Below are 17,911 nucleotides of genomic sequence, written 5' to 3'. Positions count from 1 at the left end.
GTCCGGTAACGATTTGAAGCATGTCGATTACACGTGGCAGTCTGCGCCCAGCCCTCCGCACCCGTTGAAATCACTGTTCACTACGCGGAGACACGACGATGAAAAAGATGATGATGACTGCCGCTCTGGCCCTGTCCGCACTGCCGGCGCTGGCCGCCGACGTCGGTGTGTCGATCTCGATCGGACAGCCCGGCTTCTATGGCCATATCGACATCGGCGACTATTACCCGCGCCCGCGTCTGATCTACCCGCAGCCGGTGGTCATCGTGTCCGGCCCGCATCTGCCGCCGCCGGTCTACATGCACGTACCGCCCGGCCATGCCAAGAACTGGCGCAAGTACTGCGGTCGTTACGAGGCCTGTGGCCGCCCGGTCTACTTCGTGCAGGACAGCTGGTACAACGACGTCTATGTGCCGCGCTATCGCGAGCGTCACGCCTATCGCGAGGTGCGCCACGATCATCACGACGCGCATCAGCATTACGATCGGCACGACCGCGATGATCACCGCCGTGGCGGCTACGACGATCACCGCGGCGGCAAGCACGACAAGGGCGGTCGTGGGCACGGCGGCGGTCCGGGCAACGGAAATGGCAACGGCAATGGCCGGGGACGCGATTGATTGGTGCGGGTGCACACTGTTCGACTCGGGAACACAGTGCGCCGGGCGACAGGGATATTTTCCCGGTATGGCCGGGAAAATATCCCAATTTGTCACCCTTCTGAACGGCTTCCGGGAAACTTTCCCGGGCGAAGGCTAGACTTCGGATACTGCAGCGCAACACGCTGCGGACCCCATTCTGGCATACCGAAAAAGGAGAACACACCATGAAGAGCGCTCACCTGCTGGCTACCCTGCTCATCACTGCGGGCCTCGCCGCACCGGCATTCGCGGAACATCACATGCCGAAGACCTCGGCAGGTCTCGAAAAGTGCATGAAGGCGGCACTGAAGGCCAAGGCCGGCCAGATCGTCAAGGTCGAGCTGAAGAAGGAAGCGGGCGAAGGTTACATCTATGAATTCGATATCGAGACGCCGGATGGCAAGGCATGGGATGTCGAGTGCGCCGGCAAGTCGGGCAAGGTGGTCGAGGTCGAGGAAGAAGTGACCAAGGATCATCCGAAGTTCGCTGGCGCCAAGGTGAACGAGGCTGCGGCCCGTGAAATCGCGCTGAAGAAGGTGCCGGGCGAGATCGTCGAGGTCGAGTACGAGATCGAGCCGGACGGCAAGGGCTCTTACGAGTTCGACATCAAGACCGCCGACGGCAAGGAAGTGAAGCTTGAAGTCGATACCGAATCCGGTGAAGTGGTGTCGCAGTCGGACGAGAAGTGGCAGATCGGCAAGGAGTGATGCCGGTCGGCAGGTCCGCCGGACGGATCTGAAGAAGGGGCGGCCTGGGGCCGCCCTTTTTTTTGCCCTGATCAGGGGCGCAAGGCCGCGGATACCGCCTTTTCACGCGCTTTCGTGGTGCGTGAATGCACCATGAAAGTGATTTTCAATCAATTGCTTAACTTCTGTTTTTCGCTGCCGTTCTGAGCTCGAAACCATTAGAACGGAGCTGACCGATGTCCTGCCCGCAGTCCTTGCTTCCCCATATGCGCAGCGTGCTCGCCTGCGAACGCGAACTGGCCGAACTGCGCTTCACCTGGCGGCTGATCGAGACCACGGCCAAGATGGTCTGCCCGGCCGAGGCCAAGACCATCCTGCCGGCCATGGCCAGCACGCGCGAGGCCTTCGGCAGGCTGGAGACCGAACTGGTGCGTGCGCTGGCCGCCGAGAACGTGAACAAGGTGGTGCTGCAGATGCGCGCGCGGGCCCAGACGGTCGTCGATGTGGTGGTGCGCAATCTGTACGAGCGCACGGCCGACGTCGGCTTTCTCGCCACCGACGACGACATCCGCGGTTTCCTGCGTGCCAACGCGAACGGCCGCGAGCGGCTGGAGGCGCGCCTGCACGAATACATCCGCAAGTACTCGGTGTACGACGCCATCTTCGTGCTCGATCTGCGTGGCGAAGTGCGAGCCGCCATTGGTGCATTGCCCGAATCGACGGCGGGCGATCCGGCGCTGCTCGAACGCGCGCTCGCGGCACCGGGTTACGTCGAACATTTCGGGCGCTGCGCGCTGCTGCCGGGACGCGAACGTGCGCTGGTGTACGCGCGACGCATCGACGATACCGACGGGCGGGCGCTTGGCGTGCTCTGTCTGTCCTTCCGTTTCGACGACGAGATGGCCGGCATCTTCCGTACCTTCCGTCGCCCGCGCGATCGGGCGGTCATGCTGCTGCTCGATGCCGACGGACACGTCATCGCCAGCAGCGATCCCGACCACGTACCGCTCGGCCGCACACCGGAGGCCGCCACCGGCGCCGACGGTGCGCTGATCGACTTCGGCGGTCGCGAGTACATTGCCTGCACCTGCGAGGCGACCGGCTACCAAGGCTACGCGGGCCCGGGCTGGCGCGGTCATGTCATGGTGCCGGCCGAATCGGCCTTCCGCGAAGAGGCGGTCGCGCTGCAAGGGGCGGGGGCACAGTCGTCCGGCCTGAACTGCAGCGAACTGGCGACCATCGAGGCGCAGGCGGGGGCGATCAAGGACGCGCTGAACCGGGTCGTCTGGAACGGCCAGGTGATGGCTGGCGGACGTCGTGGCGATTCGCTGAAGCTGAAGTCCATGCTGCAGCAGATCAGCGAAACCGGCGAGCGCATGCGCGCAGTGTTTTCGCGTGCGCTGGCCGCGCTGTCCGACACCATCATGTCGTCGACGCTGCAGGATCTGCAGTTCGTGTCGCGGCTGATGATGGACGTGATGGACCGCAATCTGTATGAGCGCGCCAACGACTGCCGCTGGTGGGCGCTGGCGCCAGCCTTGCGCGAGGCGCTCGCCAGCGGTCGCGGCCGCGCATCGCTCGGCGCACTGCTCGACGACATCAACCGGCTCTACACGGTGTACGACCGGCTCTTCGTATATGGCGCAGACGGCCACATCGTCGCGTCCAGCACGCTGTCCGGCGCGGCGGACGACACCGTTGGCCGGCAGGTCGACGGGCGTGTCGTCGACGCGGTGATCCGGCTGGCCAGCACGCAGAGCTATGCCGTGTCGCCATTCGAAGCCAGTCCGCTGCATCGTGACGCGCCGACCTACATCTACCACGCGGCCATCCGCGCGCCGGGCGACGACACGCGCGTGGTCGGCGGCATCGGCATCGTGTTCGAATCGGCGCGCGAGTTCAGGGCCATGCTGAGTGAACTGCTGCCGGCGCGCGACGGCGTGTGGGCCGCCTTCTGCGAGCGCGATGGCCGGGTTGTCGCCAGCACGCGGCAGGATCTTGAGCCGGGAAGCCGGCTGGAGCTGGGCGAGCTCGCCGCCGGACTCGATGCGGGCGCCAGCCGCCATGCACTGATCGATTTCGACGGCGTACGCCATATGGCCGGTGTTGCGTTGTCGGCGGGCTATCGCGAATACAAGACGACCGGTGATTACCGTAACGATCTGGTCGCCGTCGTCGCTCTGGCGCTGCCGGAGGCCTCCGCGACCGCCCGCGACACGGACGCCGGCCCGGGTGAAACCGAAAGCGGCGTCCGCCCCGGCGAGGGCGAAGAGTTCGCGGTGTTCCGCCTCGACGACCGGCATCTCGCGGTGAGTGCGGCCCGGGTGCTGGAGGCCGCCGACATCGATCGCGTGCGCCGGATCGGCAGTGGCGAAGGACTGGTGGCCGGCGTGCTGCCGCTCGACGATGCGGGCGGGCTGGAACACGTGCCGGTGGTCAATCTGCGGGTGTTCTTCGACCTGCCGCGCGCAGACGGCCGCGGTCACGTCGTCGTCACGCACTGTGCGCGTGGTCGCCTCGGACTGGTGGTGGACGATCTGATCAGCGTGACCGAGTGCGGTCCGAACGACATCCGGCCGGTTCCCGAGATGGTCGCCGGGCGCTTCCGCTGGCTCGACCGTCTCATCATCACTGGCCGCGACCGCCCGCTGGTGTCCGCACTCGACCTCGACGCGCTCTACGACATGCTGCGCGACCAGGTCCGTGGCGAGCTGTCGGACGCCGACTGCATGCTGCAGGACGAAGTGCTGAGCGCCTGATCGCGGCAGCTGGACGAAAAAAAGCCCGATCCGCGGATCGGGCTTTTCTCTGCAACCGGAGTGGTGGTGATGGGGGGACTTGAACCCTCGACCTACGGATTATGAATCCGTCGCTCTAACCAGCTGAGCTACATCACCACGCGAAAGGACGCGGATTGTCGTTTAGACACCGGTACTTGTCAAGGACGGCGCAGCGGCCGGACAATCGCGGGTTGATTTCTCCTGGATGGGTTCGCACAGATGCAGCGGGACCTTGAATTCGATGTGGTGGTGGTGGGCGCCGGCCTGCCTGGCCTCGCACTGTGCGCGGCCTTGCGTCGCTCGCAGTTGTCGGTGGCGCTGGTCGAGGGGCGCATGCCCGAGTGGCCGGTCGGTGGCTGGGACGCGCGGGTGTATGCGGTCAGTCCGTCGAGTGCGCGCTTTCTTGATGCGGTCGGCGCCTGGGCGCATCTGGACAGCGGCCGTCTGCAGCCGATGACGCGCATCGAGGTGTTCGGCGACCGCGGCGCGCGGCTCGACTTTTCCGCCTTCGACGTCGGGGTCGGCGAACTGGCGTGGATCGCCGAATCCAGCCTGATCGCCCGCGAACTGTGGGAAGGCGTCAAGCGGCAGGCCAACGTGACCCTGCTGTGTCCGGCGCGGCCGCTGTCGCTGACCGTTGCCGACGGTCGCTCGCGGCTGGCGCTGGAGGATGGCCGGGTACTCGACGCCGCGCTGGTGGTCGGGGCCGATGGCGTCAATTCCTGGGTGCGCGCGCAATCGGGGCTGGAGGCGCGCTTCACCGATTACGAGGAACTGGGTGTCGTCGCCAACTTCCGCTGCGAGAAACCGCATCTGGGCACCGCCTGGCAGTGGTTCAGGCCTGACGGCGTGCTCGCCTTCCTGCCGCTGCCCGATCAGCACATGTCCATGGTGTGGTCCGCGCCGGAAGCGACCGCGCGCGAATTGCTGCAATACGACGCCGCTACGCTGGCAACACAGGTAGCCGCTGCCGGCGATCACGTGCTCGGTGCGCTCGAACTGGTGACACCGGCAGCGGGGTTTCCGCTGCGGCTGATGCAGGTGCCCAAGGTGGTCGCGCCCAGCGTGGCGCTGGTGGGCGACGCGGCGCATGCGATCCATCCGCTGTCCGGCCACGGCGTCAATCTGGGGTTTGCCGATGTGCGCGTGCTGGCCGAAGTGCTGGCGGACGCCGACCGCAGCGTGCTCGGCGACGTGCGTCTTCTGCGTCGTTACGAACGCAAGCGGGCGGAAGAGGTGAATGCGATGCAGCTCACCACGCACGCGCTGCACGAGCTGTTCCGGCCGCAGTGGCCGGCGCTGTCCTGGTTGCGCAACAGCGGACTGAACCTGACCCGGCGCCTGCCTGTCGTAAGGAATGCGCTGGTACGCTACGCACTCGGCTGAGTACTCACAACCGGCGCGCAACGATGCGCGCCCTCACAAGGAAACTACATGTCCATCAAGCACACCGCAGCGCTGCTGTGCGCACTGGCTGCATCGACCGCCTGGGCGGGGCCGGAAGACACGATCAAGGCCGCAGTCGAGTCCACGCTGGGCGCCGGTGCCAAGGTCGAAGGCGTGACCAAGACGCCTTATCTGGGCCTGTATGAAGTGCGCGTCGGCGGAGAAATCCTCTACACCGACGAGAAGGCCAACTACCTCATCCTCGGCGAAATCCTCGACGCGAAGACGCGCCAGAACATCACGCAGGCGCGCGTGAACCAGCTGTCGGCGATCAACTTCGCCGAGCTGCCGCTGGACGTCGCGATCAAGCAGGTGCGCGGCAACGGCAAGCGCGTCATCGCCACTTTCGAAGACCCGAACTGCGGCTACTGCAAGAAGCTGGCGAAGGAACTGCTGACGCTGAACGATGTGACCGTATACACCTTCCTGACGCCGGTTCTCGGCCCGGATTCGCAGAAAAAGTCGGAAGCGATCTGGTGCGCCAGTGACCGCCAGAAGGCGTGGAGCGACTGGATGACCGCCAACGTCGCGCCGGCCGCCGCGTCTGCATCCTGCGACACCGCGGGTCTGCAGAAGTCGGTTGCGCTGGGCGAGAAGTACCGTGTGCGCGGCACGCCGACCATCTTCCTCAGCAATGGCGAGCGCATTCCGGGCTACGTGCCGGTGGCGCAGCTCGAAAAGCGCATGGCGGGCGTGAAGTAAGGGCTGTTTGCGGGTGAGAGGGCGCCGACGGCGCCCTCTCCAAAGTGCGCGTTTACTGCACCGTGCAGGAGGCGTCAGAATCGCTGCCCAGGCCAGTACTGCCGTTCATGCCGGCCGGACCGGGGCGGGCCGCGGTGGACGAAGGCAACGACTCGTTCAGACCCGGATTTTCGGGCAGCGGCTGCGGCGCGGACTTGCTGCTCGACACGACGCCGGCCTGGCCGACCTCGAAGGTCTTGCTGCCGGCATCGTTCTTCACCTCGATGCTGCCTTCCTCGACGTCGAACACCAGCGCCGGCTCGCCCGGCTTGCCGTCCTTCGCCTCTTCCAGCGCCTTGATGCAGGCCGGATCGTCCTTGGTGTTCTCGTCGCACAGCAGCATGCCGAAGCGCGTGCCACGTATGCCGATGGTGGCGGTGACCGTGCTCGCGCGGTAGCCCTCGCGATTGCGTTTGCCGATCAGGCCGGTCACTGCACGCAGGCCGCCCTTGACCAGGCTGTACAGCAGACTGTCCTTCTCCGGCTTCGCCTCATCGAAGGCGTAACCGTCGATCTTCACCTGGCTGCGCGGTTTCAGCGCCAGCGACGAGCCGTCACCGAATTCGATGCGCGCCACCGTGGTCTTTTCGGTGGTGATGACGTCGCCGCTGTAGATCGACGAATCGCGACCGAGGATGCGCGTCTTGTTGTCGGCAGTCTGTACGTACATCGTGCCGGACAGATAACTGACGCGGCCGGCGGCCGGCGTCGGCGTGGTTTGCGCAGCCAGTGGCGCGGCGACGATTGCCGCGGTCAGCGCGAGCAGGCGAGGGTTGAGGGTGCGGGCGTTCATGGACGGACTCCTTAACGGCACTGCAGGCGGCTGGCGCGGAAGTCGCGCAGCGGCTGGTCGAACTGCGGGCCCGACGCGGTGGCGATGTCGCTCAGTGCATCCACGCTTGCGACATTGATCGGCGCGCTGATTTGCGGCGGCGTCGACGGCAGCACGATGCGCGGCGGCTGGAACACTTCGGGCAGCAGCGTGGTGGCGATCACTTGCACCTGCGGCTGTGTCACGGCCGGTTCCGACGTGACGGCAAAACTGATGTTGAACACGGCCGTGCCGCTGCCCAGGCTCAGCGTGAAGCGGGCGCTGTCGGTGCCGTTGAAGCCGGCGTCCGCTGTGTAGATCCAACCGGCGGCTTGGCCGCTGACTGTGCCGTTCTGCGGCTCATTGGTCAGCACGGCGCCCGAGCGCAGACTGAAACTGAATGGCGTGCCGCCCTGCGCGGCGTAACTGCGGTTGATCACCGGCTGTGACGTCGGGGAGAAGCTCAGCGTGCCGGCGCCGCCGATGCGGTCGAAGATGTCCGGCGGCAGGTCGCCGCCCAGTTCCATCGTCGCGTCAGCACCGATGACGAAGCTGCCGGCGCCGGTATTCGCGATGCCGCCGGTCAGGCCCAGATTGCCCGAACTGGCGCTGACTTCACCGAAGTTCGACAGCAGCACGCCGATGTTCGAGCTGCCGCCACCCACCGTGCCTTCGAGCGTGCCGCGGTTTACCAGACTGCCAGTGCCGCCGACCGCGGCATTGCTGCCCATGCCCAGCGACGCGCCGGTGGCGACGATGAGTTGCGCGCCGCTGCTCATGTTGACCCGGGTGCCGGCATCGATCAGGCCGCTGTCGGCAATGGTGAGGCGCGCCCCTGCGAGGTTGAGAGATGCGCCGTCCAGCAGCGCATCGCCATTGACGATCACACTGCGGCCGGCGCCGCCGATCGAACCCGAGGTCCAGACGAGGTTCTCGGCAACGGTCAGCGTGCCGGTGCCGCCGATGTTGCCGGCCAGATCAAGCGTGCCGAAGCTGGCGTTGCTGTTGAAATTGACCAGCGTATTGCCGCTGACCCGCGTGGTGCCGCCGACCGAATAGACGCCGTTGACGTTGAACAGGCCGCCGGAGAAAGCGGTGAATTCGACGTCGCCGCCACCGGTGATCGACGAACCCGGACCGAAGTCGCGGAAGGCGTCGCGGAAGCGCAGCGTGGCACCGGCGTCGACCGTGTAGTCGCCGCTGTCGGCGCCGGGACCGGACAGGTCGGTGTCGTGAGCGAGCACCGACAGCGTGCCGCTGCGCACCTGCACGTTGCCGTCGTTGGCGAAGATCATGCCGCCGCCGCTGCCGAACTCGACCGTGCGGTTGGCATCGACGACGATGCTGCCGGTATTGTTCAGCCGTGTCGTCGTCAGGTTGCCGCTGCTGCCGGGCAGCACGTTCAGCGTGCCGTTGTTGGTGAACAGATTTCCGGTCAGCGTGCCACCGGCGTAGTTCAGCGTACCGGCGTTGTTCAGTGCGGCGCCGAAGTTCAGCGTGCCGCCGGTCAACGACAAGGTGCCGCCATTCAGGATCGTGGTCGGCGCATTCAGCGTGCCACCGGTCAGCGTCAGTGAGTTGGCGTCGCCTATGGTCAGACCGGCCAGCGTGAGGGCCGGGTTCGCGTTCAGCACGACGTCGGCGCCGCCGGCGAGGTTGATGAACACCAGATCGTTCAGGCCGGGCAACACGTCACCGGTCCAGTTGGCCGCATCCAGCCAGTTCGACGTGCCAGCCCCACCGTCCCAGCAGATGCCGATGGCGCAGGTGGTGAAGCCGAGGCGGACCGTCGACGCGGTCCGTGTCAGCGAGTAGTTGCCGCTGGGTGCAGACAGCGCCAGCGACGACGCCTCCAGCGTGCCGCCGGCCGTCACCATCGCCAGCCCCATGCTCTCGGTCGGTTGGGCGCCATTGATCGCCTGGATCGCCAACACGCCGTCGAGCAATGTATTGCCCCCCACGTCGACTACGTCGTACTGGCCGGCGGCCGTGCCTGCGAATTCCGCTTCGATGCGGCCCAGCTCGTCCTGCTGCAGTCCGCCGATCACGGTCAGCGTGCCGACTGCGCCGGCGCCGCCCGGCTGCAGTACGCCCCGGTTGGTCAGCAGCGCACCGCCGAGGTCCAGCGTACCGTTGCCGGCGATGATGCCGCCGTTGCTCAGGGCCCCGGTGACGATGCGCGCCCCCGCTGCGATGTCCATCCGGCCGCTCAGTGTGGAGAGCGCCGACAGGTCGAGCGTGCCGCTGTCGGCGCGATAGCTCCCGCCCTGATCGACCAGCCGGACGAAACTCGCAAAGCCGCTGCGACCCGTGCCGCTTGTCTTGGCAATTGTGCCGCTGTTGTTGAAGTTGCCGCCGGAGCCCGAGTTCTCGGTGATGTCGCCGTCGGTGGTGAAGTTGAAGCGACCGCTGTTGCTGAAGGTCGTGCCGTCGTTGATCAGCAGCTGCCGACCTTCGCTGGCGTAGTTCACGGTGCCCATGTTGTTGACGGTGACGCCGCTCAGCGTCAGGTGGCCGCCGTTGGTGTGCGCGCGCAGCGTGGCGATCGTGCCGGCCAGCAAATTCAGTTCGCCGCCACCGGATATGCTGGCGGCGCTGTCCCAGTTCATCGTGCCGGCGACGTCCAGCGTGCTGTTCCGGGCCAGGTTGAGCGTGCCGCCCGACAGATTCAATGCGCCCTGAATGCGGGCGCCGGACAGATTGACCGTCGCGCCGCCGAAGTTGGCGATGCCGTTCAGCGTCGAGCCGGTGGCGAAGGTGTGCGTGCCGGCGTTGAAGCGCACATTGCTGCCGACGATGTTGAAGACGCCGGCGTGGTTGCCGCCAGTCTGCAGCAGCAGGCTGCCGGTGCCCGAGTCGACCGTCCCGCCGTCGAGATTGTTGAAGCGGACGAAGCTGGCGAAACCACTGCTGCCCGAACCGCCGGTCTTGGCGAGCGTTCCGCTGTTGTTGAAATTGCCGCCGAAGCCCGAGTTTTCGGTGACGTCGCCGTCCGTCGTGAAGTTGAAGCGACCGCTGTTGTTGAAGGTCGTGCCGTCGTTGATCAGCAGCTGCCGACCTTCGCTGGCGTAGTTCACGATGCCCATGTTGTTGACGGTGACGCCGCTGAGCGTCAGGTGACCACCGTTCGTGTGGGCGCGCAACGTGGTGCTGGATCCAGCCAGCAGATTCAGCGTGCCACCGCTGATCGTCGCACTGGCGTCCCAGCGCATCGCGCCATCGACGTTCAGTGCCGTGCCTGCCGCCTGGTTGATCGTGCCGCCCTGCAGATTGAGCTGACCGTCCACTGTGGCGCCGGACAGATTGACCGTCGCGCCACCGAAGTTGGCGATGCCGTTCAGCGTGGAGCCGGTGGCGAAGGTGTGCGCGCCGCCGTTGAACCGCACATTGCTGCCGACGATGTTGAAGGCGCCGGCATGATCGCCGCCGGTCTGCAGCAGCAGGCTGCCGGTACCCGAGTCGACCGTACCGCCGTCGAGGTTGTTGAAGCGGACGAAGCTGGTGAAAGCGCTGTTGCCGCTGCCGCCGGTCTTGGCGACGGTGCCGCTGTTGTTGAAGTTGCCGCCGAAGCCCGAGTTCTCGGTGACGTCGCCGTCCGTCGTGAAGTTGAAGCGACCGCTGTTGTTGAAGGTCGTGCTGTCGTTGATCAGCAGCTGGCGGCCTTCGCTGGCGTAATTCACCGTTCCCGCGTTGTTTATGGTGATGCCGCTGAGCGTCAGGTGGCCGCCGTTGGTGTTCGCGTTCAGTGTCGCGGTCGAGCCGCCGAGCAGGTTGAGCGTGCCGCCAGCAAGCGTGGCGGCACTGTTCCAGTTCAGCGCGCCGCCGACATCGACGGCGACGTCGTTGCCGAGCGTGACGCGCGCACCGCCACCGAGCGTGAGATTGCCGGCCAGCGTCGAATCGAGGCTGGCCAGCGTCAGCGACGCACCGTTGATCGTCAGGTGATTGCCGGCGCCCGTGTTCAGGCCGGCGATGGTGTGCGAGCCGCTGTTCAGCAGCACGCTGCTACCACCCCCCAGCGAAATGAACACCAGGTCGTTCACGCCGGGCAGCACGTCGCCGGTCCAGTTCGCGGCATCGGTCCACAGATTGGTGCCGGCGCCGCCGTCCCAGCAGATGCCGCCGCACAAGAGCGCGTTGTAGCTGAGACGGAAGGCATTGCTGGCAATCGCCGTCGCATAACCGGCGTCGGGCAGCGTCACCGTGGCGAAGACGTTGCTCACGCCGGCGCCGGCGGTGATCAGGTCGATGGCCACCGTTTCGCGAACGTAGCCCGGCGCTTCCGATACGATCAGTGCGCCGCCGAGCGTGGCGCTGCCACTGACGGCCAGCTGGTCGTACTCGCCGGCCGCGTTGCCGCCGACCGCCATCAGCAATCGCCCGCCGCTGGCCTGAACGAAGTGGCCGGTCACCCGCATCGTGCCGTGCGTGTAGACACCGTTGAACAGATCGCCGACATGCAGCGTGCCGTCGTTGCGCAGTGTGTTGCCGGCCCCCACGTCTATCGTGCCGAAACCTTCGATCTGTCCGCTGGCAGCGTTGGTGAAGCCGCCAATGCGGCGCAGGGTCGCGCCGCTGTCGATGAAGGTGACGCCGTTGTGCGTGAGGCTGCCGCCGAACTCGAGTAGCGCGCCGGCGAACACGTCGATCTGACCGTTGTGCGTGAAACTGCCGCCGCCCGGGGCGCCGGCGTAGCCGATGCCGAAGCGCAGGCTGCCGCTGGCGACGTCGATCCGGCCGTTGTTGGTTACGACTGCGTAGTTCGCCGTGCCGCCGGGGATGCCGAGGGTGCCGATGCTGGTTTCGCCGCCGCCGTTCTTGCTGATCGTGCCAGTGGCGAGGTTGTTCAGCGTCAGCGTGCCGACGCCGACCGAGCGGTCGCCGAAGCTGAAGTTGCCGGTGATGTCGATCAGCCCCGCGTTGTCGACACGGGCGTCGCCGACGACGTCGATGTGGCCTTCCTGCCAGGCCAGCGTGCCGAAGTTGCTGAGTGAACCGGCGCCGAAGCGCTTGTAGCTGGTGCCCTGTACGTCGTCGCTGCCGGTGGTGCTGAGGGTGAGCGTCGCGCCGTTGGCGACGACGAGGTTTCCGGTCAGGGTGCCGCGCGTCCAGCTGCTCTGTCCGGTGAGTGTGGCGCTGCCGCTGCCGGCGAAGGTGCCGCCGTTCCAGTTGTAGCGGCCGATGGCCGATGCCGCATTCACCGTCAGCGTGCCGCCGGACTGCGTCACGGTCGCCGCCTGGAAGCCGGCCTGAGCAATCGCCTGGGCGTTGCCGGCCAGTTCGAGGTTGGCGATCGAGGTCGGCGCGGTCATCGTGAAGCGGGCCGCGTCCTGCACGCGCACGGTGAAGCTGCCGTCGGCAATCGCCGGTGCGGTCGACGCCGCGGTGGCCATCGCCGAGTCGATGAATTCGATGCGACCGCCGCCGTCGAACTGGCCGGTCGTGTCGAGCAGGTAGCTCGCGCTGCCGCCATAGCGCACGGTGGCACCGAGCGCGACGTCGATGACGCCGGCGTTGGTCGCGCCGCCGCTCAGCGTCATCGATCCGCTCGCGTTACGGACGGTCGCACCCTGGCGGACGTCGACGCGTCGGGTCGAACTGCGCGTGCCGGCTGCGTATTCGAAGGTCGACCCGGCGGCGAAGATGGAACTGCCGCTGCCGACCATGTCGCCACCGGTCCAGCTCGAACCGGTGCCGGTGAAGGTGACCGCGCCGCTGCCGCCGAAGCTGCCGGCGGACAGCAGCAGACGGGCGATCGAGGTCGGCGCGTTGGCGGTGAAGCTGCCACCGCCGATGACGAGATCGCCGGCCAGCGCGGACGCCGCCTGCCCCGAGGCGCCGCCGCTCAGCGTCAAGGCGCCACCGCTCAGACTGAGGGTGTTGCCGGCTGTCGTCGTCAGCGATGCAATGGTGTGCGTGCCGCCGGTGAGCTGCACATTGACGCCGTTTTCGAGATCGATGAACACGAGGTCGGTGGTGCCCGGCAGCAGATCGGTCGTCCAGTTCGCGGCGTCGGTCCACAGCAGTGTGCCGGCGCCGCCATCCCAGCAGACGCCGCCGCAGATCGCGCCGGCATAGCTGAGCACGTGGCGGTTGCCGACTGTCAGCGTGCTGTAGCCGGACGGCAGCGTGACGCTGGCGAAGCTGCCGCTCAGCGTGTTGGCGCTGACGATGTCGGTCTGCAGCCCAGTGGGCTGGTAGCCGGCCAGCTGGGTGACAGCCAGCGTGCCGCCCAGCGTGGCCGCGCCACTGACGATCAGCGCGTCGGTGCCGGCACTGCCGCGCTCGATCTGCAGTGTGCCGTCGGCGCCCTGCACGTACTGCCCGGTGATGCGCAGCGTGCCGATGCTGTTCGCGCCGCCCGGCGCGACGACGCCTCGATTGAGCAGACCGGTGCTGCCGACGATCAGCGTGCCGTGGCCGGCGATGGTGCCGGTGCTGGTCAGTGCGCTGCCGCTGGTGCTGAAGCTCGTGCCGGACAGCAGTTGCAGCACACCCGGGTTGTTCGTGAAGCCGTCGGCCATGACAGCGCCCTGTGCCACGGTGAAGCTGCCGGTGTTGATGAAGCGGATCGGGCTCCAGAAGTTGAAGGTGCCGTTGCCCTGTTTCACCAGCGTGCCGGCATTGACGAAACTGCCCGCGCTGCCGCTCTGGTACCACGCGCCGGCGTTGGTGTTGCTGGCCGTATCGATGTACAGCGTCGCGCCGGCGGCATTGGTGAAGGTGGCGTTGCCGCCGAGATAGAAGTAGCCGCCCGGCTTGTAGAGGCTGCTGTTGCCCGAGGCGTTGATATGCACCATCGAGCGGCCGTCCAGGCCAAAGGAGCTGTTGCCGGAAATCTGGAGGACGCCACTCACGGTCAGCGTGCCACTGCCGCTGACATCGCCGCCGGTCCACTCGTAGCGCCCCGACAGTTCATTGCTGCCGCTGCCTGCAAGATGGCCGCCGCTCTGACGTACGGTGATGCCGAGGTCGAGGCCGTCGGACAGCATCAGCGTACCGCCGCTGATCACCAGCGGACCGCTGCCGGAGAAGGTTGCCGTCGCGGTCGCGTTGGCCGTCACCGTGTTGCCCGGGGCGGTGACGATTTCAAGACTGCCCGTGGTGCCGATGACGTGGTGGCCCGCGAGCAGGTGAGCCGGCGCCGTCGTGCTGTTCACGCCCAGCGTGACGCGCCCCTGTTCGATCTGCAGCGTACCGTTCTGCGTCAGCGTGGCCAGACCGAAGCTGCCGAAGTCGAGGCGGCCGCTGCCCGACTTGATCAGTGTGCCGGTATTCACGAAGCTGCCGGCGCTGCCGGAGTCGTGGTCGATGTACATGACGCTGCCGCTGCCGGCCACGTCCAGCCGCAGTACGCCGCTGTTACGGAACACGGCGCCGTTCTCGAGATTGAAGCCGCTGCCCGAAGTGTTGGCGATGCGGCTGTCACCGCTCGAATTGACGTGGTCGAGCAGTGTGCCGTCGCGCAGATAGACCGTCGTGTTGCCGGTCTGCAGGAAGCGGCCACGTTGCGTCAGCGTGCCGCCACCGTTGATCGTGCCGCCGGTCCAGCTCAGGTCGCCGGTCACCTCGGCGGTGTTGGCGCTGCCGATGGACAGCGTGCCGCCGCTCAGTTCGAGGTCGGTTGCCACCGTCGTGCCATGGCCCAGTACCAGCGTACCGCCGCCGACGGCGAGAACGCCATCGCCATTGAAGGCGAAGCCGGTGTCGGTGGTCGTGCTGCCCGCGCGCACCAGCACGCGAGCACCGTCGGCGATGGTCATGCTGCCGCCGAGCGCGATCGATGTTCCACCGAACTCCACCGTGCCGGCATTCACCGCGAAGCTGCCGCTCTGGTCGAAGGCGAGTGAGCCGTAACTGCCGAAATCGATCCGCCCGCTGCCGCTCTTGACCAGAGTGCCCGCGTTCTCGAAGCGACCGCCGCTGCCCGAGTCGTGGTCGATGTACATGATGCTGCCGGCGCCGGCGGTATCCAGCGTCAGCACGCCGGTATTGCGGAAAACGGCACCGTTCTCGACATTGAAGCCGCTGCCCGACGCATTGGCGATGCGGCTATCGCCGGCCGTGTTCGTGTGCAGCATCTGCAGGCCATCGCGCAGATAGACCGTGGTGTTGCCGCTCTGGATGAATGCGCCATTCAGCGTCAGCGTACCCGCGGTGGCCAGATCGGCTGCCCGCACGGTGCCGCTGTTCCAGACGAAGTCGTCGTTCATCGTTGCCGAGCCGGTCAGAGACAGCGTGCCGGATGCCTGCGTATAGGCCACGTCGATGCGGGCGCCGTCGGCCAGCGTCAACGTACCGCTCTCGTGCAGCAACTGACCGTCACCGGAGAAGCGCGCCGTGGCGCTGATCGTGCTGGAGTGCGAACTGGTGAGCTGCAGCGCGGTACCGTCGGCCAGTGTGGTGTTGCCGGACAGCAGATGACCGCTGGCGCCCTGGACGATGATGCTGCCCTGCTGGAGGTTGAGCTGACCGGCCTGCTGCAGGCGGGTCGGGTTGTAGATGTAGAGGGCGCCGCTGCCCGTCTTGTTCAGCGTGCCTTGGTTGTGCAAGGTCCCGCCTGCTCCGCTGCTGTAGTAGGTACCGAAGTTGCCGCCGCTGGTATCCACCGTCAGCACGGCACCGGCGGCATTACGCAGTTCGCTGGTTCCGCTCAGGTAGAAATAGCCGCCCGTCTTGGCGATGCGGCTGTTGCCGCTGGCATTGGTGTGTACCAGCGTCGTGTCGTTCAGTCCGAAGGAGTTGCTGCCGCCGCCCACGTTCAGTACGCCGCTCAGCGTGAAGGTGCCGCCGCCGCCGATGTTGCCGCCGGTCCAGTCGAAATCGCCGCTCGCTGCGGTCGCGCTGGCAACGTTCAGCGTGCCGCCGCTGAGCGCGATGTCGGAACTCAAGCTGCTCAGGTTGAGGTTCAAGGTACCCGACACCACCTCGATCCGCGTCTGTCCCTGGTCGGCGTTCAGATTGGCGGTGTGGCCAGCCACCCGCAGCAGCGACGAGGGCAGCGCGAGTGCCGCGTTGTAATTGACCGTGCCGCCGCGGATGTCGATCGCGTCGAAGGCCAGCCCGGCGCCGGCAAAGGTGCTGGTGCCGTTGTTCTGCACGAAGCTGGCGATGTGGCCGGATGCGTTCGCCGTGAAAGCACTGCTGCTGTTCAGCGTCACCGCGTTGAGATCGAGCGGTCCCTGCGTGATCAGCTGTCCGTTGCCGTTGAGCGTGAGGTTGCCGGCGATCGAGGTTTCGTCGACCACCGTCAGCGAGCCGCCGCTGATGGTCAGGTGTTCCTGCGAAATCAGCTCACCGACGGTCCACGTGCCGGACGAGAGCGTGACCGTAGGCGTGTAGCCGACGCGGTCGATGAGCACTGACATCGACGCGCTGTTCGGGGCGAAGCCGAGCGACCAGTTGGTGCCGGTGCTCCAGTCGCCGTTGCTGTTGGACACCCATTCGTTCACCTCCCCCGGCAGCGCATCGCCGGTGGCCAGCAGATAAGTCCCGACGCCGTAGAAACTGTCGTAGCCGAAACCTGCGGGCACGTTCAGCGCGGCGAACTCCGAAGTACCCGAACGCGTGGTGTAACGGATGAGCGGGAAGGCTTCGCTGCTGTCCGGCGTGAAGCCGTTCGTATGGGCGACCTGCAGCGTGCCGCCGAAGGTCAGCGTGCCATTGACGTCGAGGGCGCCGTGCCCGGTCCCGCGTTCGACGCCGCCGATGTCGAAGCGCAGCGTTCCGTTCGCCGTCAGTACCAGATTACCGGTCAGGTTCAGCACGCCGCCCTCGGCGAATATCGTTCCGGCATTGGTCAGCGTGCGTCCGCTGGCGTCGAAGTTTCCGGCGCCGCGCAGCAGGCCGGTATTGCTGAAGCTGTCGCCCGCGTGGAAGCGGCCGCCCGCCAGCTGCAGCGTGCCGGCATTTGTCCAGACATCAGAGGAGTTCCAGCTGTTCAGCGAAATTTCCTTGCCCGCTGTCCCCGCAACGATGGTTCCGTTGTTGACGCCGCCGTTGCCGAAGTAGATGTATCCGCCGTTGGGACCGGAGACGGTGACGCCGCTGCCGAGGGTGAGCGCGGTGGTGTAGCCGATGACGTTGTTGGCGCGCACGGCGTTGTGCGAACCGGCGAAGAGGATGGAGCCGTTGCCGTTGATGGACCACGCGCCGGCGGTGCCGCGCAGATAGGTCGAACTGCCGCTGGAGGCGAGGGTGATCTCGGCGTTGTCCAGCGTGAGTGCGCCGAGCACGCGCACGTCGCCGTTGTCGGCGATGGTCATGCGGCCACTGTTGGCCACGCCGGCGACATTGGCCAGCGTGACGTTGGAGAGCACGGCGTAGGGTGATCCGCCGAAGGCGGTGCCGGAGATGCCGGCGTAGCCGGTGTTCAGCGCGCCGCCGTCGGCGTTGTTGATGCGCACGGTGCCACCGGAGATGAGGCCGGTGGAGGTGGAGTTGCCGCCGATGTTGAGGGTGCCGGTGGCACCGTTGAGCAGCAGGGTGCTGCCGGCGTTGTTGAGCACGCCGACGAGGTTGAGCGTTCCGCGGTCGGCATCGGCGGGGCGGACCAGGGTGTTGAAGGACGCGGTATTGAAGGAGCCGGCGAGGAACATCGTGCCGGCGTCCAGTCGCAGCGATCCGGTGCTGGACCAGGTGTCGTTGATGGAGAGGATGCCGCCGTTGGCGCGCAGGGTACCGGCGTTGGACCATGCGTCGGAGGCGTTCCAGCCATTGACCTCGATATTCTTGCCGGCGGTGTCGGCGGAGATGGTTCCGTTGTTGACGCCGCCGTTGCCGAAGTAGATGTATCCGCCGTTGGGA

General features: G+C 66.6%; 7 protein-coding genes and 1 tRNA gene. 5 read left to right on the top strand and 3 right to left on the bottom strand.

Going from position 1 to position 17,911, the window contains the following annotated elements:
- The first annotated feature begins 98 nt into the window (after positions 1–98).
- The 3 genes from IV112_RS00985 to IV112_RS00975 all read left to right on the top strand — a co-directional run bounded on the left by IV112_RS00985 (position 99) and on the right by IV112_RS00975 (position 4,086).
- Entirely contained in the window at positions 99–620 is a 522-nt protein-coding gene (locus IV112_RS00985) for a hypothetical protein (RefSeq protein WP_304000535.1), read from the top strand.
- Between the two features lie 206 nt (positions 621–826).
- Positions 827–1,348 (top strand): PepSY domain-containing protein, encoded by a 522-nt coding sequence (locus tag IV112_RS00980; protein ID WP_304000534.1) that lies wholly within the window; start codon positions 827–829, stop codon positions 1,346–1,348.
- A 215-nt stretch (positions 1,349–1,563) separates the two neighbouring features.
- Positions 1,564–4,086: a chemotaxis protein CheW gene (locus IV112_RS00975; protein WP_304000533.1), complete on the top strand. Its 2,523-nt coding sequence runs from the start codon at positions 1,564–1,566 to the stop codon at positions 4,084–4,086.
- Between the two features lie 61 nt (positions 4,087–4,147).
- Here IV112_RS00975 and IV112_RS00970 read toward each other — a convergent pair.
- Positions 4,148–4,224: transfer RNA gene (locus tag IV112_RS00970), tRNA-Met, on the bottom strand.
- Positions 4,225–4,326: 102 nt separating this feature from the next.
- Between IV112_RS00970 and IV112_RS00965 the strand changes: the two genes are divergently transcribed.
- On the top strand, positions 4,327–5,493 hold the full coding sequence (locus tag IV112_RS00965) for a UbiH/UbiF family hydroxylase (protein ID WP_304000532.1): 1,167 nt from the start codon (positions 4,327–4,329) through the stop codon (positions 5,491–5,493).
- A gap of 48 nt (positions 5,494–5,541) precedes the next feature.
- Positions 5,542–6,255 (top strand): DsbC family protein, encoded by a 714-nt coding sequence (locus tag IV112_RS00960; RefSeq protein WP_304000531.1) that lies wholly within the window; start codon positions 5,542–5,544, stop codon positions 6,253–6,255.
- Between the two features lie 52 nt (positions 6,256–6,307).
- On the opposite strand, the gene IV112_RS00955 is transcribed toward IV112_RS00960, so the two are convergent.
- On the bottom strand, positions 6,308–7,087 hold the full coding sequence (locus tag IV112_RS00955) for a FecR family protein (RefSeq protein ID WP_304000530.1): 780 nt from the start codon (positions 7,085–7,087) through the stop codon (positions 6,308–6,310).
- Between the two features lie 11 nt (positions 7,088–7,098).
- The coding region (locus IV112_RS00950; RefSeq protein ID WP_304000528.1) for an Ig-like domain-containing protein at positions 7,099–17,911 on the bottom strand (10,813 nt) is incomplete at its 5' end.

Origin of the sequence: Methyloversatilis discipulorum, assembly GCF_018780585.1 — a bacterium.
Classification (GTDB): domain Bacteria; phylum Pseudomonadota; class Gammaproteobacteria; order Burkholderiales; family Rhodocyclaceae; genus Methyloversatilis; species Methyloversatilis discipulorum_B.
The sequence above is the reverse complement of the archived record's forward strand: the minus strand, read 5'-3'. Positions and strand labels throughout refer to the sequence as shown.